Origin of the sequence: Pseudodesulfovibrio sp. JC047 (assembly GCF_010468615.1) — a bacterium.
In the GTDB taxonomy this organism is placed as follows: Bacteria; Desulfobacterota; Desulfovibrionia; order Desulfovibrionales; family Desulfovibrionaceae; genus Pseudodesulfovibrio.
Genome location: NZ_WUEH01000001.1, coordinates 162,033 through 186,743 on the forward strand (window position 1 = coordinate 162,033; position 24,711 = coordinate 186,743).

Consider the following 24,711-nt stretch of genomic DNA (forward strand, 5'->3'; position numbering starts at 1 on the left):
AATGGAGCGGGAAACGGGACTCGAACCCGCAACCCTCAGCTTGGAAGGCTGATGCTCTAGCCAATTGAGCTATTCCCGCTCACTCTCTGTAGTCCATCAGCGGCTCTTACGTCCGGCCTCCTACAGTGTGATTCGAAATATGGTGGTGGGGGGAGGATTTGAACCTCCGAAGGCGAACGCCGACAGATTTACAGTCTGTTCCCTTTGGCCACTCGGGAACCCCACCATTTATTTGGAGCTGGCGATGGGACTTGAACCCGCAACCTGCTGATTACAAATCAGCTGCTCTACCAATTGAGCTACGCCAGCTCACGAAGAACGAAGTCTATATACGCCATAATGTCAAAAATCAAGAGTTTTTTGAGACCTTTTTCAATTCGTTTGAGCAAGGTCTTCATCCGCTCAAGGAGGAGTCGGTTTAATTTCAATTTGCTCAGTTTGTCAACCCCGTTTCTCTTTTTTTTTCAATTTTTCTGCATATACTGACAAACCGCACCATTGCATAAAAACTCGTCTATGACCAGCAATCTCCCGCATAGAGCCATTATTTGGTATTTCTCTCTCTTTTTCCCCAACTCTCGAGAATTCCAGAAAACTTTCACCCGCCAAACTCATGTCTCATTTTTTGATATTTTTCCCTGTCTTCACTGCATGGATATTTCATTTTTCGTACGATTTTTTTTTACAATTCTCCCTCATTCCGTCTCTTAATTGGATCTTTTTCTTTCCCACCCTCTTCTTCGTCCGTCTTCTCTTTTTTTTCTCCCTCATGCTTCTTATAGAGATATATACCACTTCCACCATTTCCTTATTTACTCATTCCCTCCCCCCAAAAAACATCATCAAGTTCGAGTCTCGCCACCACAATTGCACATTTTCTTTGACTCTTCCGACATCTGGCCGTATTGGCCCTGACCATGAATACCTTCACAATAACACCCGATGCTCCATGGCTGGCTCCGCTTGCCGGATATTCCGACCTGCCCTTCCGGCTCCTATCCAAACAATTTGGATGTGGCGTGCGTTGTTCCGAAATGGTCTCTGTCAAAGGACTTGCTTTCAAAAATGCCGGGACAAAGCGGCTTCTTGCCACCTGTCCGGAAGATGACCCCATGGTCCTCCAACTTTTTGGTGCAGAAAAATCCTATTTTGAACCGGTCATGGAAAAACTCATCGGCATGGGATACCGCAATTTTGATCTCAATGCCGGATGCCCTGTCCGTAAGGTGCTGAAGTCCGGTTCCGGCGTCAAACTGATGGACGATCTTGATACGCTGGTTGCCCTGGCCGAAATCATGGTCAAAAAAGTTGCCGAACATTCTGACACTGGCCGTGTTGGTGTCAAATTTCGTCTTGGGTTCAACAAAGGTGAAGAGGTTTTCATTGATCTGGCCAAGCGTCTTGAAGCGATTGGGGTGGACTGGGTCACCATGCACCCCCGCTACGGCAAGCAGATGTTTGCCGGAACAGCCAACTGGTCAAAACTCGCAGACCTCAAACGAGCCATTTCCATTCCTGTGGTCGGGTCAGGCGATCTGTTCACCGCAGAAGACGGCATTCGCTGCATCGAAGAGACAGGCATTGACGCCATCATGTTCGCACGAGGTGCCTTATACGACCCATCCATTTTCGCCCGATTTGTCGCATTGCGCCACGGCACACCGCTTCCCGCACGGGATGGCCAATTCCTCGCCGAAATCGTCCGAGAACACATTCGCCTGACTCGTGAGTATGAAGGCGATGATCGTTCTTTCCGAAAAATCCGATCCATCATCCCACGCTACGCAAAGGGATTGAAAGGCATTCGCGCCCTGCGTGGTTCTTTGTTGCAATGCGAAACCTGGGAGGATCTGGAAGAAGCCGCCAGTGATATCGCACGCATGGAACCAGCCAGCAACATATCTGACAAACCAGACGTTGACGGGATTTGCCAATAGGGTTTACACAATTTTAACTGCCTTGATTAATTTCATACTTTTGAAAAGGAAGCGATATCCCCATGGCCACAGAGTCAACTGACATCCTTCTGGAAGCCGGAACCAACGAACTCGAAATCGTCGAATTCTACCTTGAAGAAGAACCCAAGGGAGATGAACAGATCGAATTGAACCAGGAAGATCTTGCTCAGGACAAAGGTCGCAAACCCAGTCGCAAGGCCTATTATGGCGTCAATGTTGCCAAGGTTCTCGAAATTATTCGAAAGCCGGACGTCACCGAAATGCCGCAAACGTCACACAAATCAGTACTCGGCGCGTTCAACCTCCGTTCGCGGATCATTCCTCTTCTTGATCTCTCCATCTGGCTGAACAAAAAACGGGTGGAAAACGAACCTCCCAAAATCATTGTCACGGAATTCAACCAGGTCACATCCGCTTTCATGGTCTCCGGTGTCACCCGAATTCATCGCATTTCCTGGGAAGACGTCGAAGCACCCAACAAATACGTTTCCGCCCTGTCGTCCGACTCCATCACCGGTGTCGTCAAATTCGATGACCGGATCGTTTTCATTCTCGACCTTGAGCGCATCGTCTCGGAACTCAACCCGAACATGCGGCTGCAATTCGACGACAATGTCGAATTCGACGGCTCAGCCGGCTACAAGGCCCTTATCACTGACGACTCGCCCCTTATCCGTGAAATGATTCGAGACATGCTCGGCCAAGCTGGATTTCGCGTCGAAAAGACCAACAATGGTCGCGAATGTTGGGAACGCCTCGAAGAATACAAACGCTTGGCCACCATGGACAACCGCCCTATCACCGACTACGTCCAAATCGTCGTGTCAGACATTGAAATGCCCATGATGGACGGCCATCATCTCACCAAGCGCATCAAGGAAGATCCCGTCCTCCACGAACTGCCAGTCATCCTCTTTTCCTCGCTTATTACCGAAAAGCTCCGCCACCGAGGCGAAAGCGTGGGCGCAGACGAACAAATCTCCAAGCCTGAAATTACCTACCTCGCACAAAAGGCCGCCCTTCTCATCGAAGAACGCAAAAAAATGAAACGATAGGCTGCAATGCCTTCGGCAGGTGTGCGTGTTCGCGTAAGAGCACGGCTGCCGTGTGGAAGGATGATGTCTCCGACGGCCAGAACTTTTTGTCGCGCCTTCGGCGAGGGCATCCGTTATCAGTTGAGTGGGATTGAAGAAGGAAGTAGGATAAAAGAACAAATAATTTAAGAAACAAGAAAGCTTTGCAAAAAGAATAGGATTCACATTTTTTCATAAAGTCTGTAAAAAATACAATTTTTTACAACGCTCTCCCAAAAAACGCACGAACTCATGCTGCCGACAGCTTCGAGCGAAGCGAGCGACAAAAAGTTTCGGGGAGTCCAGAGGCCCCTTTTCAAAGGGGCCTTTGGCAGGTCCAGGACAGCGTCCTGGTCACGCTGAAAGCGACCCCCGGTAGGGCTGGTCACGCTGAAAGCGACCCCCGGTAGGGCTGGTCACGCTGAAGGCGCCCGCCGGGAGGCACTCTACATTCACAAAAGAAAAGGCTCTCGACGAATCGAGAGCCTTTTGTGTGTGAAAAGCTATGAAGCGTTAACAGATACGAGGGAGCTGTTCGCCTTCGAGCATACCGAGCAAGCGTTTGCCACCGAGCTGGGTAACCATCACGACTTTGCCGGGATTAGCGTCAGTCATGGTGCCGATACGACAGGCATCCTGTCCAAGGGGATCGGCGCGCATGATTTCAAGGGCTTTTTCAGCATATTCCTCGGGCAGAATACAGATAAACTTGCCTTCGTTGGCGAGATAGAGCGGATCGAGTCCGAGGATGGAACAACCACCCTTGACTTCTGGCCGAACGGGAATGTCGTTTTCCTGCAATTCGCAACAGACGTTGGAACTGGTGGTAATTTCATTGAGCGTAGTGGCCAAACCGCCGCGAGTGGGATCACGCATGACGTGTACTTCGGGCAATTCCTGCACAAGTTTGACGAGCAAATGATTCAGGGCTGCGGAATCGGATTGGACGTTCGCCTCGAATTCCAATCCTTCGCGAGTGCCGAGAATGGTCAAACCGTGGTCACCAATGGTGCCGGAGATGAGAACGGCGTCACCGGGCCGGGCCGCATCACCACTGGGAACCGGATCGGCAATGATGTCACCAATGCCGGTGGTATTGATGAAGATCTTGTCAACCGCTCCCTTGGGAACAACTTTGGTGTCACCTGTGACCACGGCAACACCAGCGTGTCGGGCGGCCTCGCCCATGGCCTGAACGATCTTTTCGAGATCATCCATGGGCAATCCTTCCTCAATGATGTAGCCACACGTCAAATATTTGGGAATGGCCCCCATCATGGCGACATCATTCACCGTCCCGTGAACCGCCAGAGAGCCGATGTTGCCACCGGGAAAGAAAATGGGGTCAACGGTAAAGGAATCGGTAGACATTGCCAGTTTGCCGGACATGGACAATTCGGCAGCGTCGTTGAGTCGATTCAATTCATCGTTACCAAGGTGTCCCAGAAAGAGCTGGGAAATGAGACGCTGCGAAGCGCGTCCTCCGCTGCCGTAATCGAGAAGTACTTTGTCAGACATGGTTAATCCAGTTTGTATTTATAATATGCAGCGCAACTGCCCTCGGTAGAAACCATGCAGGGACCGACCGGATTGGCCGGTGTACAGGCTTTGCCGAAAAGCGGACATTCGTCCGGCTGCTTGATTCCTTTCAAAATATCACCACACTTGCACCCCTTGAGTGGGGGGCAATCTTCTATGGTGATGCCAAATTCCTTTTTGGCATCGAACTCTTCCCACTCTGGCCGAATCTCCAACCCGGAGCCGGGAATAAGCCCAATCCCACGCCAGAGAGCGTCGGTCGGTTCAAAAACTTCGTACATGATTTCAACGGCCTTGGGATTGCCTTCGTCACCGACAATACGCGTGTAGTTGTTGACGACATGGGCCTCACCCTTGTTGCGCCAATCCACCATCTGATTCAATGACTGAAGGATATCCAGCGGCTCGAACCCGGTGACCACTGCGGATTTGCCATATTTTTCAGCGATGAAATCATACGGATGAGTTCCGATGATGGCCGAAACATGACCGGGCAGAATAAAACCGTCCACATTGATGGCGTCGTCGGACAACAACGCATCCAAGGCGAGGGGAACCGTCTTGTGAAAACAAAGAATCCGCAAATTGGTGATACCCTGCTGCCGAGCCAGCTTCATGGTCGCGGCAATGGTCGGGGCCGTTGTCTCGAATCCGACACCAATGAAAACCACGATGTCGTCAGGATTTTCCTGGGCTAGCTTCAACGTGTCAAACGGGGAATAGACAACCTTCACCCGAGCACCATCAGCAACGGCTTTTTTCAGGTTTCGCCCATTGTTACCGGGCACACGCATGAGATCGCCGAACGTGGCCATGATAACCCGCTCGTTAACGGCAAGATCCAGAAACGCGTTGACTTCGGACTCGTGCGTGACGCACACAGGACAGCCCGGACCGCTCAGATGAATGATCTTCTCAGGAAGAAGTGAACGGAGACCGCTCTGAAAGATAGCCACAGTGTGGGTACCACATACTTCCATGAAACGGAGGTCGTCATAAAGTCCGGCCTCCATCCTGTCCAACATTTTCCGACACAATCCGGGGTCGCGAAATTTTTCCAAGAATTCAAAGCTCAAAGCATGATCCTTTACGGTAGAGGTGGGTCAAAATTCTACAGATTAGCGACAGTCATATACCTTCTCAAAGATGGGGGCAAATGAAAAACCGACGCTCTTGAATGGGCAAGGCTGTAGAATGATCCAAAATAGACCGATTCTCAACGACTTTCCGATTTTGTTCAATTGCCGCACACGCCCGTTTCATTCTTTTGTGCTGCCCCTCTTTTTTTTTATTCGCCCCATCAGCTTTATTTTTCCTCGGGGGACTGGTAGATGTCGGACAAGGGCTGCACTGACGCAGTCTGCAACAGAAATCCGTATTTCACGCCGCCTGAATATGAGTGAAAAAGACACATCCGATATCGCCACAGAACAATACGGTTCACCACTCACGCCGCCTCCGGCCATCGTGTTTGATCCCGTATACCCTGTCCCGGATGACGCGCAATGCGCGGAATACTGGGCATACCACGACATGCTGGACAACGTGGCCGATCACAGTCGGATGGTTGCGAATATCGCGACCTTCATGGCTCAACGTGCCAAAGAAGTCGGCCTGCCCGTGGACGTTCCGACCGTGCGAGCGTCCGCTTTGCTCCATGATATAGCCAAGACATACTGCATACTTCACGGCGGCAACCACAGCCAACTCGGTGGAGCCTGGGCCATGGACCTGACCAGAAACCCGATCATCGCATCCGGGGTCACACACCATGTCTACTGGCCGTTCGAGCTGGATGTTGAAAAATACTTTACCCCCCTCGCCGTGATCTATGCGGACAAACGAGTCAATCATACCGACATCGTCTCCATAGAAGAACGGTTCAAGGACCTGATCAAACGATACGGCATTCCCCTGAACCTCATGGACAGGATCAAAGCCACCGAAGATCAGGCTCTTTCATTGGAAAAACAATTATGCGACACTCTCAAGGTGGACTTGAATGCATGTGATTTTGATAGCTGGCGGCTGGTCTGACGAACGGGACGTTTCCCTGTCAGGGGCCGCCAAGATTCGGACATCCCTCATTGAACTCGGTCACGAGGTCTCTTTTTTTGATCCCGCTGAAAATTTCAAGGAATTACTGGCAACCGCCAAGCACGCGGATTTCGCCTTCATCAATCTGCACGGTACGCCCGGCGAGGACGGCCTGGTGCAGGCAGTTCTCGACAAGGCAGGCTGTCCCTATCAGGGCGCGGGGCCAGCAGCGTCTTACCTGGCCCTGAACAAAGCCGCATCCAAGGAGGTCTTCGAGGATAACGGCATCAAGACCCCTGATTGGCAGATCATCACCCCGACCCAGGGACGGGAAGCACCGCTTGAACTGGACCTCCCGGTCTTTGTCAAACCCAACAAGGGCGGCTCCAGTCTCGGCATGTCGTTGGTCAAACGCATGGAAGACCTTCCGGCCGCACTCGACAAGGTTTTCGCCATGTGCCAATCCGCATTGATCGAAACCTTTATTCCCGGCGTGGAACTGACCTGCGGCATCCTTGGCGACACACCATTGCCGCTCATCATGATCCGTCCCAAAAGCGACGCCGATTTTTTCGACTATGAAAACAAATATGCAGCAGACGGAGCTGAAGAAATTTGTCCCGCGCCTGTTGATGCGAAACTGACACGCTCCATCCAGCAACAGATGATGACAGCGCACACCGCGCTCGGGCTGACCGGATACAGCCGTGGCGATTTCATGGTCACTCCAAATGGGGAAGCCTATCTTCTGGAGGTCAACACCCTGCCCGGGATGACTCCCACCAGCCTGCTGCCCCGTGCCGCAGCCACGGTCGGTCTGTCTTTTGAAGCGTTGATCGCCGAACTCATCCGGCTCGGCCAGAACACGAGGTCTCGGTAATATGGGCATATCGTCCGTGCGGCTGGGCCTGAAGGCCTACACACTGGGGTGGAAATGTGCGATTCCCTTCCTGAAGACCAACTCCCGTCTCAAGGACGGCTGGGACCAACGCACGCTTTCAGGCGGACTGCCAGCCCCGGCCCACATCTGGATACAGGCGGCCAGCGGCGGGGAAGCCTATCTTGCCTGGGAAATTCTCAAGCATCTCACGTCGCCCTTTTCGGAAAGCCTGCGTGTACTGGTCACCACCAACACCCTCCAAGGCTATGAAACCCTGACCAGAGCGGCGGACGAAATCAACAGTCGCAAGAATGGACTGGCCGTCCAACCATGGTATTTCCCGTTCGATGCGCCAGACATCATGGACCGCACCGTCAGTCATGTCCGTCCGAAAGTGGCCCTGATTCTGGAAACGGAAATCTGGCCTGGATTCCTGAGTGCCTGCAAGAAAAACGAGGTCAAGATCCTGCTTGCCAATGGCCGGATGTCCACCAAGAGCCTGGCCGGATATCTGACATGGCCGGGCATGTTCCGCGCACTCGCACCCGACGCGATCATGGCGGTATCCGAAGCAGATGCCAGACGGTTCGGTACACTCTTTGGACGCAAAAATGTCTGGGTCATGCCCAACATCAAATTCGACCGCATGGCCGATGCCGCGCCCATGGCACACTCGAACAATCCGCTCAAATCATTGATTCCAAGCGACAGTTCATTTGTCGTGTTCGGTTCGGTCCGCCGAGAAGAAAAAACCGATGTTACACACCTGGCCGCTGGGTTGATGCACGAACGACCGGCCTCGATTCTCGGATTGTTTCCCCGACACATGCACCACATGAAAATCTGGGAATCCGCCATGAATTCCGCCGGATTGAACTGGACCCTCCGTTCCCGTCTGACAGGCCCGGCCACACCCGGCACCGTGATCCTCTGGGACGCGTTTGGGGAACTGGTTCCGGCATATGGTCTGGCACACGCGGCCTTTGTGGGTGGCAGTCTCGCCCCGCTGGGCGGACAGAATTTCCTTGAACCGCTGACGTGTGGTGTGACCCCGGTCATTGGTCCCCACTGGACAAATTTCGCCTGGGTCGGCCAAGGCCTTTTTGACGCAGGTCTAGCAGTCAAGACAACGGATTGGACAACAGCGCAAAACGCCCTGATTTCCATTCTGGACGCACCACCGTCTCGGCAAAGTATTGCCAAACGGGCCAAGGCATATATCAAGGATCACACGGGCGGCGCACAAGCCGTCTGCAAACAGGTTGCCGATTGTCTCAATAAAGACTAAGAACGCACCACGGAACGAGATGAGCACATTTCCCGAATGTCACGGCATAATCCCGGCGAGGTACGAATCCTCCCGCTTTCCAGGCAAACCATTGGTCTTAATCAACGGAATGCCCATGTTTTGGCACGTCTATTCCCGGGCCACACACTGTCCGCAAATGACCAGCGTCACGCTGGCGACGGATGACGCACGGATTTTCGAAGCAGCCAAGACCCTGGATGTCCCGGTTGTCATGACCCGCAGCGACCATTCCAGCGGAACGGACCGGGTTCTGGAAGCAGCTCGAACACTCGGGATTGACGCCGAAGCGGTCGTGGTCAACATTCAGGGCGACGAACCCTGTTTGGAACCGACCATGTTGACGGAACTGGTTACTCCGTTTGCCCAATCTCATGTCAAAGTGACCACACTGGCAACAGCAATCGGCGAAGCGGACGCCCTTTCCCCGGACCGGGTCAAAGTGGTCCGGGCGCACGACGGACGGGCGCTGTACTTTTCACGCTCACTCGTTCCCCATGACCGCGATGACAAAATGCACGGGTTCCTGCTTCATATCGGACTCTACGGATTTCGTATGGATGCATTGGAACGGTTTGGAGACCTTGAACCAAGCCCTCTCGAAAAACGCGAAAAACTGGAACAACTCCGTCTTCTCGAAGACGGAATCAACATTTACGTGACAGAGACACGGCACACCTGCCACGGCGTGGACAGGCCCGACGATCTTGCAACTGTGAAGAACATTCTGGAGAACGATTGATGAAAGCGATACTTGCCCTCGAAGACGGCACCATTTTTAAGGGGACGAGTTTCACCGGACAGGGCGAAGCCAGCGGCGAAGTCATCTTCAATACCGGCATGACCGGCTATCAGGAAATCCTGACCGACCCCTCGTACACCGGCCAGATGGTCACCATGACCTATCCCCTCATCGGCAACTATGGCGTCAACCCGGAAGACATTGAATCCCACAAGGTCCAAGTCGGCGGTTTCATCGTCAAGGAATGTTGCAAACGTCCGAGCAACTGGCGATCCACCATGTCCCTGCCCGACTACCTGACTGAAGTCGGTGTCATGGGCATCGAAGGCATCGACACCCGCGCCCTGACTCGTCATTTGCGACTGCACGGCGCACAACGCGGTTTCATTGCCACCGGCGATGTTCCCCCTGAAGAACTGGTCAAGAAAGCGCAGTCCATCGAAAAGATGGAAGGACTGAATCTGGCTGACCGCGTCTCCTGCGACCGTCCGTACACCTGGGACGGCAAGCAACCAGTCTTTATCGACAACATGCAAAATTTCTCGTGGGCCGGAACCGGTCCCAAGCTGGCCGTCTTTGATTTCGGTATCAAATGGAACATTCTGCGACTCATGGCCGCAGAAGGCTTCGACATGATCGTTCTGCCCTCGAACACCACAGCGGCGCAGGTTCGTGAACTCGGTCCCGACGCGGTCTTCCTGTCAAACGGTCCCGGAGACCCGGCTGCCGTGACTTCTGCCGTTCAAGCAGCCAAGGAATTGTGTGAAGAATATCCCACCGCAGGCATCTGTCTCGGGCACCAAATCCTTGGATTGGCCATGGGTGGCACGACTTTCAAGCTCAAATTCGGTCACCACGGCTGCAACCATCCGGTCATTGATCTGCACACCGAAAAGATCGAAATATCCTCCCAGAACCACGGTTTCTGTGTTGATATCGAAGGACTTGATTTCCTGGAAGCAACCCACAAGAATCTCAATGACGACACACTGGAAGGATTCCGCCACACGGAAAAACCGATCCTGGCTATTCAGCATCACCCCGAAGCTGGGCCGGGACCGCATGACAGTCGCTATTTCTTTGCACGATTTCGTGATATGGTTCGTGAAAGTACCGGAATTTAGCACCAAAACAGGATCACAGTATGTCCACGGATCTCATTAAATCTCGCAAAAAGATGAATTCCGTCCCCACGCTCCTGAAAAAAGGCAAATATATGCCTGCTGTTCAGGCCATTCATGACGGGCTGATTCTTTTTCTGAAGAATCAAGTCATCAAAAATGAACGGGAAGAATTCGAAGATATCTTGCGAAAGGTCACCTATGCGCTCAACGCAGACAGCGAGCTTCGCAAGATCTACCCACTGGTCATCAGCTATGAACCAGGCCAAGAACGCGCGTTGCTCGATGCCATGCGTGAACTGTTGCAGGAGCTGCAAAAAGATCTCAATGAATCAGTTCAAAGTGACATCGACGCCATCGCCGCTCAAAAAGCAGCCGCCCTGACGCAAGGGCAGGAGCATCTGGACAATCAGCAATGGTCCAAGGCGACGTCGACATTCTCCCAGCTCATCAAGGACTTCAGCGGCGATACCGATCTCAAGGCGGACATCGCTGACCGATATCTCAATGCGGAACGCTTCAAGGAAGCCTACGAGATGCTGGATGATGCCCTCAAGGATGATCCAAACGCCATCCATCTCTACAACCGAATCGGCATGGTTTTGCGAAAAATGAAGGACTTCGAGACCGCTGAAAAATATTATCTCAAGGCCCTGACCCTGACCAGTGATGACGAATATCTTCATTACAACATGGGCCGACTCTACTTCGACTGGAAAAAATGGGCCAAAATGGCCCAATCAGCACAAGTGGCCGTCGATCTCAATCCGGACTTCACCGAAGCCACCAAGATGCTCAAATTCGCCAAAAAGAAATTGGCCTGATTCAACCAACTCTTCACTCATAAAAAAGGCTCCCCACGGAGCCTTTTTTATTGTCATATATTCAGAAGCCCCTCCCGGGAGTCACCTTCGGTGGGACCAGCCCTACCGGGAGTCACCTTCGGTGGGACCAGCCCTACCGGGAGTCACCTTCGGTGGGACCAGGACGCTGTCCTGGACCTGCCAAAGGCCCCTTTGAAAAGGGGCCTCTGGACTCCCCGAAACTTTTTGTCGCTCGCTTCGCTCGAAGCTGTCGGCAGCCATTGTTCATGCGCCTCATGAAAGTGCGTTGTAAAAAATTGCATTTTTTACAAACTTTATGGAAAAATCTAAAACATATTCTCTTTGTAAAACTTTCTTGCTTTTAGAATTATTTCCTCTTTTATCCCACTTCCTTCTTCAATCCCACTCAACTGAAAACGAATGCCCTCGCCAAAGGCGCGACAAAAAGTTCTGGAGGGGAGTCCAGAGGGGAACCTCTTCCAAGAGGTTCCCCTCTGGCCGTCGGAGACATTCCCCGCCACCCCGGCGAGGGATCGCCGAAGGCATCATCCTTCCACACGACAGCCGTGCCCTCACACGAACGCACACACCTGCCGAAGGCACACAAAAAGTTTAGGAAAAGAGAGAGATAGGGGGGCTGGGGGAAAGGGAGAGAAAAGCCCTTTTCAAAGGGTTTTTCTCTCCCTTTCCCCCAGTCGCCGAAGGCATCGGCATCCCCTCCTCACGAATCTTCGAGAGATTGAATCATATCGGCAGCGGCTTGCAGGTCATCCACGACATAGTCTGCCAATCCCTGACACCGTTCTTCGTGTTCGGCACCTTTGCCAGTTCGCACGAGAAGTGTTGTTGTGCCAGCCGCGCGCCCCACTCCCATGTCAGCGTACTTGTCGCCGATCATAAAACTTTTGGCGGGATCAAATCCCAATGCATGAATGGCCTGATCCATCAATCCCAACTTGGGCTTGCGACAATCACACGCATCTTCCGGGGCGTGCGGACAAAAAAAGACACCATCCAATAAAACACCATGACGGGCCAAAAGCTCAGCCAGCCGCTCGTTGCAGGCAATGACAGACGCTTCCGTGTAATACCCGCGTCCCACACCACTCTGATTGCTGAGAACAGCCAGTGAAAACCCCATGTCCTGGAGCCGCCGAAGGGCTTTGGCTGCACCGGGAAGCAACTCGACCCCATCGGGATCATGGAGATAATGCTTGTCAAAAATGATAGTCCCATCGCGATCGAGAAGAATACATCGTGATGCCATGATCTACCTCTTTGCCTCGACGAGTTTTTGGAGCATATCCAAAGCGGCCCGAAAACTCTGAATAGAGGCTTCGCCGGTCCCGACCAGATCGTATCCGGTCCCATGATCCGGCGATGTCCGAGGATAGGGTAATCCGAGCGTCACATTCACCGCCTGACTGAAATGCAGCAACTTCAAGGGAGCGAGACCCTGATCGTGATACATGGCCAGCACTGCGGAATAGGCACCTTTGGCCGCAAAATGAAAAATAGTATCAGCGGGGATAGGGCCAACCACATCAAGCCCTTCGTCGCGAGCGGCTTCAAGAGCGGGAATCACGGTCTTGATCTCTTCGTCACCGATCCGACCGGATTCACCGGCATGGGGATTCAAACCACACACTCCGACTGGCCCTTCAAGACCTAACGTATGGACAAAATCCGTTGTCAAACGCAGACATCGTAAAAGTCGTTCCTTGGTGATAAGAGCAGGCACATCTCGCAAGGGCGGATGCGTTGTGGCGAGGCTTACCCGCAACTTTGGCGAAGCGTCATGCGGATCATGACCACAGAGATGCATACAGACTTGATCCGCTCCCACGCCGAGCTTTTCTGCCAAAAATTCCGTATGTCCGGGAAAATCAAATCCAGCGGATTGCAACATGGCCTTGTTGAGCGGGCAGGTCAGCAATCCGTCAGCCAGCCCAGCCTGCAACACCTCGACAGCCACATCCAGACTCACTCCGGCAGCGGTCCCACCCTCAGTGCAAGCTTCACCCGGGGGAAACGGCATTCCGGAAAGCGCGGCTGGTTCGTACAGATACACGCCCGCTTCCTTGGTCGAAACCTGCGCTGGATCGTCCACCACAGTAAAAAAACGAGACTGCCCGATTCTGGCCAGCTCCCGATCAAGGGCGGCAGCCGGCCCGAGCAACAAAAAACGATCGTCTACTGCCGGAGCATCAACAAAATGCCGAACGACAAGTTCCGGGCCAAGACCGCAGGGGTCACCAAGGGTTATGCATACTGTTCGCATGGAAATATCACTCTGGGTGGTTTATGATGTTTGCTGAATCAGCGGAAGAGCTACGCCCGAGACACCGGAACGTCAACATGGAGTCCGTCCCTTTTTTGGGAAAGACTGACTATGAAATCATGAACGATTCTGCCGTGGTCAAACGCCAAATCAGGACATTTTTCAAGCGGAAAGACTTCGGCTCTGGCCGCATCGTCACCCGCAGCCAGCATGGACGGATCGCGAGGTACACAGATATACACCACACTCATGGTGTGATGTCGCTCATCCCGATCAGGATCGGAATAGACGTTGAACAGCCCGGCGATATCTACATCCAAACCGGTCTCTTCCTTCATTTCACGCACGACCGCAGTCTCGCAGGACTCACCGTAATCCACGAACCCACCGGGCAACGCCCACCCGAATGGCGGATTCTTTCGCTCGACCAAAACAATCCCATCCCCCTCGGAAGAAGGCATGAGAATAAGCCCATCCACGGTCGGTATCGGATTCCGATAGACCTCAATCACCTCGCCACAATGCGGACATTGACGACTCTCAACCATTATATACTCCAAATCAGATGTTCACTGCCTGGAACTCTCCATAAACTTCGCACCCAAGTCAAATAGTGATTGGAAATTCAATTTTTTTTACCCGCACTTTTCCTCTAAAAGAAACACCGATGTCCTGTGAAACACAGACCACTGACTCGAATTTTTATCTGTAAATCATTTAAACACTTGGAATTAATAGATAAAACAAAATATTCTTGTCCACGCGAGAAAGGCTCCACCGGACCATCCGGTGAAGCCTTGAGTTTCTCGTGTGCAAAAAAAGGAAGAAGATACTTTTTAATGTAGCAAGCGGTGTGCCAAACAGCATAAGAAATGAATAATACTTTTTTAAACCAATAATATCAGTTATTTAAAAAAATACATTCTCATTTGATTATCCCGGAACCACATCAAAGAGGTACAATATTTTTTACCCACTTTGTAAAAAGCACGATTTTCCGTCTTTTCAGGTACAAATTTTATCACCCAGACTTCATTGAAAAGCAGACCAGCCAATCATTAACGCTGTTCCACAAAAAAAACGGCTTCTCCCGCAAAAGGAAAAGCCGAATAAAAACCAATAAAAAAGGCACGTTAAGGCGTATTGACAGAAACGGAATACCCTTTGTCACACAACATCTTGACGGTCACAGCCCCTTCTCTGAGAATTTCCACCTGTGACGCACTGAGGAGACGGACAACCGTTGAGGGCTTTTGTCCTCTGGGCCACGGTGGATCAAGATAGGCTTCGTCCACCTGTTCCAGCAAGTCATGATCCAGATCTTCCGGCAAGCCCACGGGGGGTTTTGAAGAAAAATTGGCGCTGGTTGCGACGAGAGGACGTTTCATGCGGCGGGACAATTCCGCAGCAAAGGGATGACCGCTGAGACGGACCGAAGTGTATCCGTCTTCATCAGACAACATATCCGGCAATTCAGGCAATGCCTTGACCAAAATGGACAATGGGCCAGGCCAGAAGACCTCCGCCAGATGGCTGATTGAATCCGTCTTCTCATTGGTGACCATGTCCAGCATATCTGTCCCGCCAATAATAAGCGGCAAGGGTTTTCCCTTGGACCGATCCTTGATGGAGGCCACTCGTTCACACGCTTCCTGACAGGTCGCATCGCACCCAATGGCATAGAGTGTTTCAGTGGGGTAAATACCAACGCCGCCGGAGTTCAGGGCTTTGAGTAAACCGTGCATTCTATTCTCCTATCGCGCATACCATTCAGTTTTAAGCTCTTCGATTTCGTCTTCGGAAAATGTGGGGACATCATACATGCCAGCCCGTTCCCGCTGTGTTGACGCTTCATAAAGGATAATGGCCGCAGCCACGGACACATTGAAGCTCTGTACCATACCGTGCATGGGAATGTATATCTCGTCCGGAATTATTTCGGCCAGTTCCGGCGAGGTTCCCCGATGTTCGTTGCTCAAAATAATCGCAGTGGGTTTGGTGAAGTCAAAAACAGTGACCGGCCGTGCAGTCTCTGAAAAACCGGTCCGAAGAATCTGCATTCCCTGGCCTCGCAGATCATCCACCATGCTCGCCGCATCAACATGACGCGTGCGTTGAATCCACTTTTTTGCCGAAGCCGAACTCTTCTTTGCCAAGTCTGGCCACTCGGAGGTTGTGTAATATAAATGAACCCCATACACGCCAAAGGCATCACAACTTCTCAAGACTGCCGAGACATTGTGAGGGTCCCATATATTGTCCATAACCATGGTCAAATCATTCTGCCGTTTGGCCAGAACCTGATCGATCCGCTGTTTTCTTTTCTCTGTGATTTCACGAGTCATGCGGGTTGGTACCGATTCTCACGAAGATTTGCAAGTGTCAGCAACTCGTGACACTGTATATAGGCAGGGAAAATATGCTCTGCGCACTGCATTATATTTTTTTATCATCGTATTGACTTTTTAATGTTTTGAGGTCGAGAAGAGACTTAGAAGCCCTTTTTCATCAGCGTAAAACTGGAGAAAGCGATGCGAGCACTTATTGTTGAAGATGAATTTCTCAGCCGGAAGGTACTCCATTCATTTTTGATGACCCTTTTTGAAGTGGACATCGTTGTCAATGGGAGAGAAGCTGTCGAGGCGTTCAAACTCGGCCACGAAGAGAAACAGCCGTATGACCTCATCCTCATGGACATCATGATGCCAGAAGTCGATGGAATCGAAGCGCTCCAGAGGATTCGTTCGATTGAAATCGAAAACGGCTTTACCCCCAAGGTCAAGGTCATCATGACCACGGCCCTTGACGACCCGCAGACGGTCATCAAAACGTTTTATGACGGAGAAGCTTCAGCGTATATCGTCAAGCCGATCGCTAAAGAAAAGCTCTATAACGAACTTGAAAAATTAGGACTTTTGACAAAGTAGTCGAAGGATATATCATGAGTGAAGATCCGATGATCGAAGAGTTCTTCTCTGAGGTCAACGATAAATACTACCCGCAAGTCATGGAAGGACTTGAATTGCTTGAAAGCGCCAACCTGAGTGAAGGTATCGACATACTTGCACGGCCATTGCATACGATCAAAGGGGTCACAGGTTTCATGGCCGGTTTCGAAGAAGCGTCACATTTCACCCATAAAATCGAAGATTTTCTGAAAAAGGTGCAATCCGGTGACGTGGAATCCTCTTCAAGCAACATCACACTGCTTTCACGCGGCGTGAACATGATTTTCCAGGTACTGGAACAACTCCGGGACAATTCGCTTGACGAAGAAGAAGAGGCTGAAGTCCTCGGACTTATCAGCACAGCTTCTCAAAACGACGCACCGAAAACCGAAATCTCAGGGATAGGTGTTGAAGTGACCACTCGGAATGAGGTCACCGTCATTCATGTCAAGGCCCCTCGGGTGCATCAGGAAACCCAGTTCAAACCAATTATTTCCGCAATTCTGGCTGTTGAACCCGGAGACTCGATTCTCCTTGATCTCTCAAAGGTGCTGACTGTTGGTTCCAGCGCCTGGGGAACCATCGCCAGTATGGGAACAACATTCAAGATTGCCGCCTGCACACTTTCGCCAGACGCCAAGACAACACTCTACGCATGGGGTTTCGACCAGACAATCGCAGTCTATCCGGACGAAGACACCTATTTCACGACACAATAAGGGAAAATTCATGCAGGATAGCATACTACAGTGCATCGAGGACATTGAAAAACAGATCCTCGAAGTGGACGCAACCGGCCAAGGAGCCGGACCAGTCGTCGATGCACTCGGCCTGTCGCATATGCGCCTTTCATCAGCCGGGGTCATCGCGCTCCTGGACATGCTCTCAGACGGAATTGCTCCGGTCAATGCAGATATCATCTCCGCCATGCTTGGTATTTGCGAAGCACAAAAAAAATTCTTTTTTGCCCTAGGTGGATTGCTCGAAAACAGTGCCGAGGCATTGGGTAAAATCAAAACCGCCCCGACAACATTCGTGGAAGAATCCGAAACCGAAGCAGCTAGGGCGTTTGCTCCCCCTACCCCGGACGCTCAGGAACCTCCCCACATCGAAGAAACTGAGAAGACCAAAGAGCCATCCCAAACGGCCCCTGGAAAAACCAAGAATGCCACACAGGCGATATCATCCATTCGTGTGAGCACAGACAGGTTGGACCGAGTGATCGAATTGGTGGGCAAACTCATGGTCACCTACGCCGTCATTGCCCAGGGGGGTGCGGCCAACATGGCTCAGGTGACATCTTCGCTGCGGGAACTCGATACCGTCATCAACAAGCTCCAGCAAGAAGTGAACGCCATTCGTCTCGTGCCGCTCAAGCAGATTTTCATGCCCATGCACCGGCTCGTCAAAAGTTTGAGCCAAAAAATCGGGAAAAAACTCGATTTTGAAGTCAAAGGTGATGAACTGGCCCTGGATAAGACCATTGTCGAAAGTCTCAATGAGCCACTGGTTCACCTGCTCAGAAATGCGGTAGACCATGGATTGGAAGATCCTGAAGGCCGAAAATTGGCCGGGAAAAAGGAAACAGGAGTCGTCACACTGGCTGCGTGGCGCAAAGGGGACACCGCATTCATTCAGGTCAAGGATGACGGTCGAGGACTTGATCCCGACAAGATTCTAGCTAAAGCCATTGAAAAAGGCCTGGCTGATCCCGAAAAGGATTATGACCAGCAAGACATTTTACATTTCATCCTGAAAAGCGGATTTTCCACGGCCGAAACAATCACGGATGTCTCTGGACGCGGTGTGGGAATGGACGCGGTGGTCAATGCCATCCAAGTCACATTAGATGGAGATGTGACCATTGAGAGCGACTTTGGCCACGGCTCGGCCTTTACCATCTCCATCCCGCTTGACCGTTCTGCCAACGAAGGCATTGTCGAAGCACTTGTCTGCAAGGTGGGCGGCGATACCTTTATCGTGCCCAGTAGGGATGTCATGGAAATCTACATGCCCCGCCTCAATGATGTCGTACAATTGCCCGATGGTCGTGAGACCGTGGATGTCCGTGGCGAGGTCCATTCCCTGCTCCGCCTGGCCGATCTTCTGGACCTGACGCCCGAGCAGGAAAACATCGAAAGGGCACAGGCTATCGTGGTCCGGGTCGGCGAATACAAAGCCGCCATTCTGGTTGATGAAGTTCTGAAACAACAACAGGTTGTCATCACCGGGTTCACCGTGCCGGTGGAAGAAATATTCCACATTCCCATCCTTGGATACGGCATGATGGGGGAATCAGACGCTCTGGTCATTGATACGGAAAAAATGATCCAGCATTTTCAGGAACGCATGACATCAAGGGCCTCAATCTCTTGACACAAGCAACGCGACAAGCATAGTACACCCCTTCCAGGTGTCCGAATGGACTTCATAGGGAATCCCGTGAAAATCGGGAGCGGACCCGCCGCCGTGACGTCTCGTTACCCTGCATTCAACCATGCCACTGAGTTTTTCTTGGGAAGGCGAATGCAGCAGAGACCAGCCGGAAGACCTGCCTGGAAAGTCATAGGTTTTACCTCGGTGGTACGAGGGCTTACCACTACAGGTACTGAAGGGATAAAACGGTTTCCCTTCCTCGAATACGTCGAGGAAGGGATTTTTCATTCCCTTTCATCAGCCTTCCATCTTGGAGTTGTCATGAATTTTCGCACACTCAACACCGCACTGCTGTCCTGTCTTCTGGCCATGGTGCTCGTCATCCCGGCACAGGCCGGACATCATGCAAAGGACCAGGCCACGGACGCCATCGTTCTGGCCGCCTTTGGGACATCCTATCCCGAAGCACTCAACTCAATCCTGAATATCCGCTCAAAAGTGGAAAAAGCCTTTCCCGGCGTTCCGGTCAAACTGGCTTTCACCTCCAGCATCATCCGGGATATCTGGCACGAACGTCAGAATGACGCGGCATGGCAAAAAAACAATGCCGGCGTGCCTAGCGACATTCTGACCGTCAAAGGACCGTTGGCGACCATCGCCGATCTTCAGGACGAAGGATATACCTCCATTGCAGTCCAGTCCCTGCACGTCTTTGCGGGCGAAGAATTCTCCGACCTCACCCAGACCATGCTCGGTCTGCGCTCCATTCGTGCCATCAAGGCCAAATCCGTGCCCTTCAAGAGCCTGCGCCTGGGCCGTCCTGCTCTGGGGATGCCCGGCGTCGTGTATCCGTACACTGAAGACATCGCCTATGCCACCAAGGCCCTCAAGGCCGATGTGGACGCGGCCAAGAAACTGGATGCCGCACTGGTCTACATGGGCCACGGCAACGATTTCTATTCCACCGGCATCTATGCCCAATTCCAGAGCGAAATGCAGAAAGCATACAACCACCCCATTTTCGTGGGATGTGTGGAAGGCTATCCCGCATTTGACGACATGCTGGTTCAACTCAAGGCCTCTGGCGTAAAAAAAGTGTTGCTCAAACCGTTCATGATCGTCGCAGGCGACCACGCCACCAATGACATGGCCGGAGACGAAGACGACGCTTGGAAAGTTATGCTGACCAAGGCCGGTATTGACGTGACCATTGACCTGCATGGTCTCGGTTCCATGGACGCATGGGCCGACATTTACGTGCGTCACCTGAAAGATGCCAAAACCCAGAAGCATATGCTTCCATAATAGATCCGTATGACCGTCGTTTCCCGCAGAGTCCTCAGCAAAGGGGTCACCCTCACCGTACTCGCGACCATACTGGTCGCGTTGGTGATCGGTGCCACCGGTCTCGGCTTCATCCAGATATCTCCGGGTGATGTCCTGACCGCGCTGACAGACGCCCTGCGGGGGGCGACGGAATCCATTGATCCACTCAAGGCGAGCGTCATCTTCGAGGTCCGCCTGCCTCGCATTCTCACAGCCACTTTTGTCGGATTCGGTCTGGCTGTGGCCGGAACCGTCTTTCAAGGGCTGCTGCTCAATCCATTGGCCGACCCATTCACCCTTGGCGTCTCTTCTGGTGCGGCATTTGGTGCGGCCGTCAGCCTACTGCTCGGCCTGACATTTTTCGGACAGGCAACGCTGCTGCTCATGGCCTTTGCCGGAGCTACCATCACCCTATTCGCGGTCATCACCATGTCCGGACGGGACGGAGAACTGTCCCCCACCAACCTGATTCTGGCGGGTGTCATTGTCTCGGCCATTCTCTCAGCAGGACTCAGTTGTATCAAATATCTCGCGGATGAACGGGTGTCCGTCATCGTCTTCTGGCTCATGGGCAGCTTCGTCGCCCGCACATGGACCGATGTTCTGCTCACTGCGGGGACCAGCCTCATCGGTTTTGCCATTTGTCTCTTTTTTGCCCGGGATCTCAATATCATGAGTCTCGGTACCCGTTCGGCCCGCAGTCTGGGCGTGGACACCGGCACGGTCCGCCTGATCCTCCTGATCACCGCTTCGCTCATCAGCGCGGTCTGCGTCTCGGTGTCCGGGGTTATCGGTTTCGTGGGGCTCATCATCCCCCATCTCATGCGCATGACGATCGGCCCGGACAATCGCTGGCTCCTCCCGGCATCCGGCTTGAGCGGAGCCATCCTCCTGCTCGCGGCCGACACGCTGACTCGCACAGGATTGCCACACGAAGTTCCCATTGGCGTACTCACGGCACTCATTGGCGGCCCGATTTTCTGCTGGATTTTCACCCGTTCCCAAAAAGGACACAGGTGATATCCATGAAAACGACAACCTTCACCCTGAATGCCGTCTCCTTTGGATATAGCGATACCCACGTCCTTCACGACATCAACCTGACATTCGAGCCAGGCCAATTATATGGAATCGTCGGTCCGAACGGCAGCGGCAAATCCACGCTGCTCGACGTACTCACCGGCCATCAAGCTCCCTCCAGTGGGTCTGTCACAATCAACACGTCTCCCGTCGCCTCCATTGCTCCCGCAGACCGGGCCAGACAGTTCGCATTGGTGCCTCAAGATGTGGATTTCAATTTTCCCTTCACTCTTTTTGAAACAGTGCTCATGGGCAGACATCCCCACATTCAACGATTCGCACACCCGTCTCAAAAAGATGTATCTATTGTCGAAACCGCCATCCACACCATGGATCTCAGCCCACTGAAAGGCCGTATCGTGGCCGACCTGTCGGGTGGCGAAAGACAACGAACTGTCGTGGCCAGAGGACTGGCCCAGACCACATCTGCCCTGCTGCTTGACGAACCCACGTCTTCCATGGATATTCGCCATGCGCTGACCACCATGACCGAATTGCAACGGCTGGCGTCCGAAGAAAACCGGACCATCATCGCCGTCCTGCACGATCTGAACCTCGCAGCGGCCTTCTGCGACCAGATTGTCATCTTGAACAAAGGCCGCGTCCATGCGCATGGTACCGTCACAAAGGCCCTGACCTCGGAAATTCTCAACGCCGTCTTCCGTATTCAGGCCGAGATTTTCACCACAGACACAGGCGTTCACATTTTTTACAAATTAAAGGATCACTCGTGATTCGTTACTTCATTTCTTGCATTTGTCTCGTTCTTTTGAGTAGTCCTGCCATGGCCGGAACCGCCACGGACAGCTCTGGACATACCAGTACGTTCACAACACCGTTCAGCCGTATCATCTCCCTGTATGCGGCCCACACCGAGAACCTGTTCTATCTCGGTCTGAACAATGAAATCATCGGTGTCAGCCGAACAGAAGATTACCCGGCACAGGCCTTGGAAAAAACGACTTTCAACGCGCGTGACGGTGTGGAAAAATTTCTGAAAGCCGAACCTGACCTCGTACTCATCCGCCCCATGCTGGAACGGGGATACCCTGCGCTTTGGCGAGCACTCCGCCGACATGGCATCACGGTCCTCTCTTTCCAACCCAACACCATTGACGAAATGCTCACCTATTGGCGAACGCTCGGCCACCTCACCGGACGAGACATGCAGGCAGAATATATGGTCGAAGATTTCAAGGAGGGATTAGTCCTGGCTGAAAAACGACTGGACAACTTTCCGGAGAACGAACGCCCCTCAGTCTTTTTCGAGTCCATTCATTCCAGATTATCCACATTCTCTCCCGGTTCCATGCCCTTGTTCGTCTTGGAAAAAGCGGGAGGAATTAATGTGGCCAAGGACGCTCGGCCCAAACGAGGCACGAATATCGCCGCCTATGGGTTGGAACGTCTTTTGGCAAAAGCACGTCAAATCGACGTCTACCTGGCTCAATACGGCCCCATGAATCAGGTTTCTATCGACAGAATCAAAAACGGCCCGGCCGCATCACGCATCAAAGCCGTCTTGAATAATGGAGTTTTTCTGGTGGACGAACACCTCGTTGCCAGACCGACCATGCGACTGCTGCAAGGTATCGAAACGGTCCATCAGCTTTTGCATCCTATCAATCACACAGCAACCCCTTAAAAAGATACATCCCTTTTCGAAGGACAAGGAAACAATATGACCCCAAAAGGCATTCTCTACGGCATAGGCGTTGGTCCGGGTGACCCGGAACTTTTGACACTCAAGGCTGTCCGTGCTCTGGGCGAAGTCGATGTCATCTTTGCCGCAGCATCCACCAAAAACGACTATTCCACGGCCTATTCCATTGCCAAGCCGCACCTCAAGGAAAACGTTGATGTCATTCAGCTCGGTTTTCCGATGACCAAGGACAAAGACGAGCTTGAAAAAGCCTGGACTGCCAATGCCAAAATCGTCGCCGAAGTGCTGAATGCCGGAAAAGATGCGGCCTTCCTGACACTGGGCGACCCGCTGACCTACTCGACCTATGGATATCTGCAACGCACATTGCTCGCCATGGACCCATCGGTCCGACTTCAGGCCATTCCCGGCATCACGTCCTTTCTCGCCGCAGCTTCAAAAATCGGACTGGTACTCTGCGAATCCAAGGAATCTCTGCTCATCACCTCCGGTGTTTCTGACCCGGAAAAACTGGAAGCACAGCTTGACGTGGCTGACAATGCAGTTATCCTCAAGGCGTACAAGAATTTTGAGGAAATTCGTGAAACACTGAACCGGCTTCGCTTGGCCGACAAGACTGTCCTGGTCTCCAAATTGGGCATGGATGATGAATCCATCCTCATGGACATCAAGGATGCCCCGAAAAAACCACATTATTTTTCGTTGGCATTGGTCAAGAAAAACACACAATAATGAAAACAGCCATTGTCCTCGCCGCTTTCGGCTCACGCAACAAAAATGCCATGGCCTCGCTCGATCACATCATCGAGCGGGTTCATGTGGCGTATCCCGATGTCCCGGTGCGCGTGGCCTATACGTCCAAGACCATTCGCGGACACATGAAAAAAGTAGGCGAGGCCGTGGACTCGGTTCCCAAGGCCCTCGAAAAACTTCACGCGGACGGCGTGACCCATGTGGTCATCCAGTCGCTGCATCTCATCCCCGGCACGGAATTCCACGAGCTGCTGGAACTGGCCAATGAACAGATGCTTGCGGAAGACGGTTTCGTTCGGGTGGAAGTTGGTTTTCCACTCGTGGCCGGTGAGTCCGGGCTGGAACAGGTGGCGGATATCATCATGTCCATTGCAGAAGAAGGCAAAGGCGAAAACGACGCGGTCCTGTTCATGGGACACGGCACCCGGCATGACGGCAGCATCTATTACGAAGCCATGCATCGCGCCTTCCAAAAACGGGACAAAACCGTTCATATGGGGGTCATGGAGCACCAGAAGGAAGCGTGCATCGACGTCATTATCGATCGATTCAAGGATGATGGGGTGAAAAAGGCCTATCTTGTCCCCTTCCTGTTCGGTGCGGGATGGCACGTTGCCCGTGATATGATCGGCGATACCGAAAACAGTTGGAAATCCCGATTGGAAGCCGAAAATATCACCTGCGAACCACTCCTCAAAGGGGCTGGAGAATATGACCAACTGGTTGATATCTGGCTCAAACATCTGGACGATGCGTTCAAACGCCTGAACCGTCATTAGTCCCCTTTTCCCTCCAACACCGACC

Annotated in this window: 24 protein-coding genes, 3 tRNA genes and 1 riboswitch; of the genes, 17 read left to right on the plus strand and 10 right to left on the minus strand. The window is 52.4% G+C overall.

The features are described 5' to 3' along the window. Window positions 1-2: 2 nt before the first annotated feature. From GO013_RS00850 to GO013_RS00860, 3 genes are all read right to left on the minus strand, one after another. A tRNA-Gly gene (locus GO013_RS00850) sits at window positions 3-79 on the minus strand. Window positions 80-140: 61 nt separating this feature from the next. Then, window positions 141-226: transfer RNA gene (locus GO013_RS00855), tRNA-Tyr, on the minus strand. Window positions 227-233: 7 nt separating this feature from the next. Beyond that, window positions 234-309, minus strand: a tRNA-Thr gene (locus GO013_RS00860). A gap of 608 nt (window positions 310-917) precedes the next feature. Here GO013_RS00860 and GO013_RS00865 point away from each other — a divergent pair. Together GO013_RS00865 and GO013_RS00870 are read left to right on the plus strand one after the other, a co-directional pair. Further along, on the plus strand, window positions 918-1,937 hold the full coding sequence (locus tag GO013_RS00865; RefSeq protein WP_163808148.1) for a tRNA-dihydrouridine synthase family protein: 1,020 nt from the start codon (window positions 918-920) through the stop codon (window positions 1,935-1,937). Between the two features lie 62 nt (window positions 1,938-1,999). Continuing rightward, on the plus strand, window positions 2,000-3,013 hold the full coding sequence (locus GO013_RS00870) for a chemotaxis protein (protein WP_163808149.1): 1,014 nt from the start codon (window positions 2,000-2,002) through the stop codon (window positions 3,011-3,013). Between the two features lie 531 nt (window positions 3,014-3,544). On the opposite strand, the gene hypE is transcribed toward GO013_RS00870, so the two are convergent. Then, the gene (gene hypE, locus GO013_RS00875; RefSeq protein WP_163808150.1) at window positions 3,545-4,549 is read right to left on the minus strand and encodes a hydrogenase expression/formation protein HypE; all 1,005 of its coding nucleotides are present in this window, start codon (window positions 4,547-4,549) and stop codon (window positions 3,545-3,547) included. 2 nt (window positions 4,550-4,551) lie between these two features. Then, window positions 4,552-5,646: a hydrogenase formation protein HypD gene (hypD, locus tag GO013_RS00880; protein WP_163808151.1), complete on the minus strand. Its 1,095-nt coding sequence runs from the start codon at window positions 5,644-5,646 to the stop codon at window positions 4,552-4,554. Between the two features lie 319 nt (window positions 5,647-5,965). On the opposite strand from hypD, the gene GO013_RS00885 reads away from it, so the two are divergent. The 6 genes from GO013_RS00885 to GO013_RS00910 are packed head-to-tail and all read left to right on the plus strand — an operon-like array spanning window position 5,966 to window position 11,480. Continuing rightward, the gene (locus GO013_RS00885; protein WP_163808152.1) at window positions 5,966-6,607 is read left to right on the plus strand and encodes an HDIG domain-containing metalloprotein; all 642 of its coding nucleotides are present in this window, start codon (window positions 5,966-5,968) and stop codon (window positions 6,605-6,607) included. Beyond that, window positions 6,573-7,487, plus strand: coding sequence for a D-alanine--D-alanine ligase (locus GO013_RS00890; RefSeq protein ID WP_163808153.1), 915 nt, complete (start codon window positions 6,573-6,575; stop codon window positions 7,485-7,487). The genes GO013_RS00885 and GO013_RS00890 overlap by 35 nt, the downstream gene beginning before the upstream one ends. A gap of 1 nt (window position 7,488) precedes the next feature. Then, the gene (locus GO013_RS00895) at window positions 7,489-8,775 is read left to right on the plus strand and encodes a glycosyltransferase N-terminal domain-containing protein (RefSeq protein ID WP_163808154.1); all 1,287 of its coding nucleotides are present in this window, start codon (window positions 7,489-7,491) and stop codon (window positions 8,773-8,775) included. A gap of 19 nt (window positions 8,776-8,794) precedes the next feature. Beyond that, window positions 8,795-9,535: a 3-deoxy-manno-octulosonate cytidylyltransferase gene (kdsB, locus tag GO013_RS00900; protein ID WP_163808155.1), complete on the plus strand. Its 741-nt coding sequence runs from the start codon at window positions 8,795-8,797 to the stop codon at window positions 9,533-9,535. Next, window positions 9,535-10,659, plus strand: coding sequence for a glutamine-hydrolyzing carbamoyl-phosphate synthase small subunit (carA, locus tag GO013_RS00905; RefSeq protein ID WP_163808156.1), 1,125 nt, complete (start codon window positions 9,535-9,537; stop codon window positions 10,657-10,659). The genes kdsB and carA overlap by 1 nt, the downstream gene beginning before the upstream one ends. Window positions 10,660-10,679: 20 nt before the next feature. Next, window positions 10,680-11,480 (plus strand): tetratricopeptide repeat protein, encoded by an 801-nt coding sequence (locus tag GO013_RS00910; protein ID WP_163808157.1) that lies wholly within the window; start codon window positions 10,680-10,682, stop codon window positions 11,478-11,480. Window positions 11,481-12,201: 721 nt separating this feature from the next. Here the strand turns inward: GO013_RS00910 and gmhB are convergent. The 5 genes from gmhB to GO013_RS00935 form a co-directional block, all read right to left on the minus strand. Continuing rightward, window positions 12,202-12,747, minus strand: a complete 546-nt coding sequence (gmhB, locus tag GO013_RS00915) for a D-glycero-beta-D-manno-heptose 1,7-bisphosphate 7-phosphatase (protein ID WP_163808158.1) — start codon at window positions 12,745-12,747, stop codon at window positions 12,202-12,204. 3 nt (window positions 12,748-12,750) lie between these two features. Beyond that, window positions 12,751-13,761 (minus strand): 4-hydroxythreonine-4-phosphate dehydrogenase PdxA, encoded by a 1,011-nt coding sequence (pdxA, locus tag GO013_RS00920; protein WP_163808159.1) that lies wholly within the window; start codon window positions 13,759-13,761, stop codon window positions 12,751-12,753. A 50-nt stretch (window positions 13,762-13,811) separates the two neighbouring features. Next, on the minus strand, window positions 13,812-14,309 hold the full coding sequence (locus tag GO013_RS00925) for an NUDIX hydrolase (protein WP_163808160.1): 498 nt from the start codon (window positions 14,307-14,309) through the stop codon (window positions 13,812-13,814). A 585-nt stretch (window positions 14,310-14,894) separates the two neighbouring features. Then, window positions 14,895-15,506: an L-threonylcarbamoyladenylate synthase gene (locus GO013_RS00930; protein WP_163808161.1), complete on the minus strand. Its 612-nt coding sequence runs from the start codon at window positions 15,504-15,506 to the stop codon at window positions 14,895-14,897. Between the two features lie 9 nt (window positions 15,507-15,515). Then, entirely contained in the window at window positions 15,516-16,106 is a 591-nt protein-coding gene (locus tag GO013_RS00935) for a TrmH family RNA methyltransferase (RefSeq protein WP_163808162.1), read from the minus strand. 186 nt (window positions 16,107-16,292) lie between these two features. On the opposite strand from GO013_RS00935, the gene GO013_RS00940 reads away from it, so the two are divergent. The 9 genes from GO013_RS00940 (at window position 16,293) to GO013_RS00980 (ending at window position 24,686) form a co-directional block, all read left to right on the plus strand. Then, entirely contained in the window at window positions 16,293-16,688 is a 396-nt protein-coding gene (locus tag GO013_RS00940) for a response regulator (RefSeq protein ID WP_163808163.1), read from the plus strand. Window positions 16,689-16,702: 14 nt separating this feature from the next. Continuing rightward, the gene (locus tag GO013_RS00945; RefSeq protein ID WP_163808164.1) at window positions 16,703-17,428 is read left to right on the plus strand and encodes an Hpt domain-containing protein; all 726 of its coding nucleotides are present in this window, start codon (window positions 16,703-16,705) and stop codon (window positions 17,426-17,428) included. A gap of 10 nt (window positions 17,429-17,438) precedes the next feature. Further along, window positions 17,439-19,085, plus strand: coding sequence for a chemotaxis protein CheW (locus tag GO013_RS00950; RefSeq protein ID WP_163808165.1), 1,647 nt, complete (start codon window positions 17,439-17,441; stop codon window positions 19,083-19,085). An 18-nt stretch (window positions 19,086-19,103) separates the two neighbouring features. Next, window positions 19,104-19,283: riboswitch (cobalamin riboswitch) on the plus strand. Window positions 19,284-19,406: 123 nt separating this feature from the next. Then, on the plus strand, window positions 19,407-20,390 hold the full coding sequence (locus tag GO013_RS00955) for a sirohydrochlorin cobaltochelatase (protein WP_163808166.1): 984 nt from the start codon (window positions 19,407-19,409) through the stop codon (window positions 20,388-20,390). A 9-nt stretch (window positions 20,391-20,399) separates the two neighbouring features. Next, window positions 20,400-21,431 (plus strand): iron ABC transporter permease, encoded by a 1,032-nt coding sequence (locus GO013_RS00960; protein WP_163808167.1) that lies wholly within the window; start codon window positions 20,400-20,402, stop codon window positions 21,429-21,431. Window positions 21,432-21,436: 5 nt separating this feature from the next. Beyond that, complete coding sequence (locus tag GO013_RS00965; RefSeq protein WP_163808168.1) at window positions 21,437-22,225, plus strand: ABC transporter ATP-binding protein; 789 nt, start codon at window positions 21,437-21,439, stop codon at window positions 22,223-22,225. Continuing rightward, complete coding sequence (locus tag GO013_RS00970) at window positions 22,222-23,136, plus strand: ABC transporter substrate-binding protein (RefSeq protein WP_343219513.1); 915 nt, start codon at window positions 22,222-22,224, stop codon at window positions 23,134-23,136. Before GO013_RS00965 ends, GO013_RS00970 begins: the two co-directional genes overlap by 4 nt. A gap of 36 nt (window positions 23,137-23,172) precedes the next feature. Further along, window positions 23,173-23,886, plus strand: coding sequence for a precorrin-2 C(20)-methyltransferase (cobI, locus tag GO013_RS00975; protein ID WP_163808169.1), 714 nt, complete (start codon window positions 23,173-23,175; stop codon window positions 23,884-23,886). After that, window positions 23,886-24,686 (plus strand): sirohydrochlorin cobaltochelatase, encoded by an 801-nt coding sequence (locus GO013_RS00980; protein WP_163808170.1) that lies wholly within the window; start codon window positions 23,886-23,888, stop codon window positions 24,684-24,686. Before cobI ends, GO013_RS00980 begins: the two co-directional genes overlap by 1 nt. The last annotated feature ends 25 nt before the right edge of the window (window positions 24,687-24,711 follow it).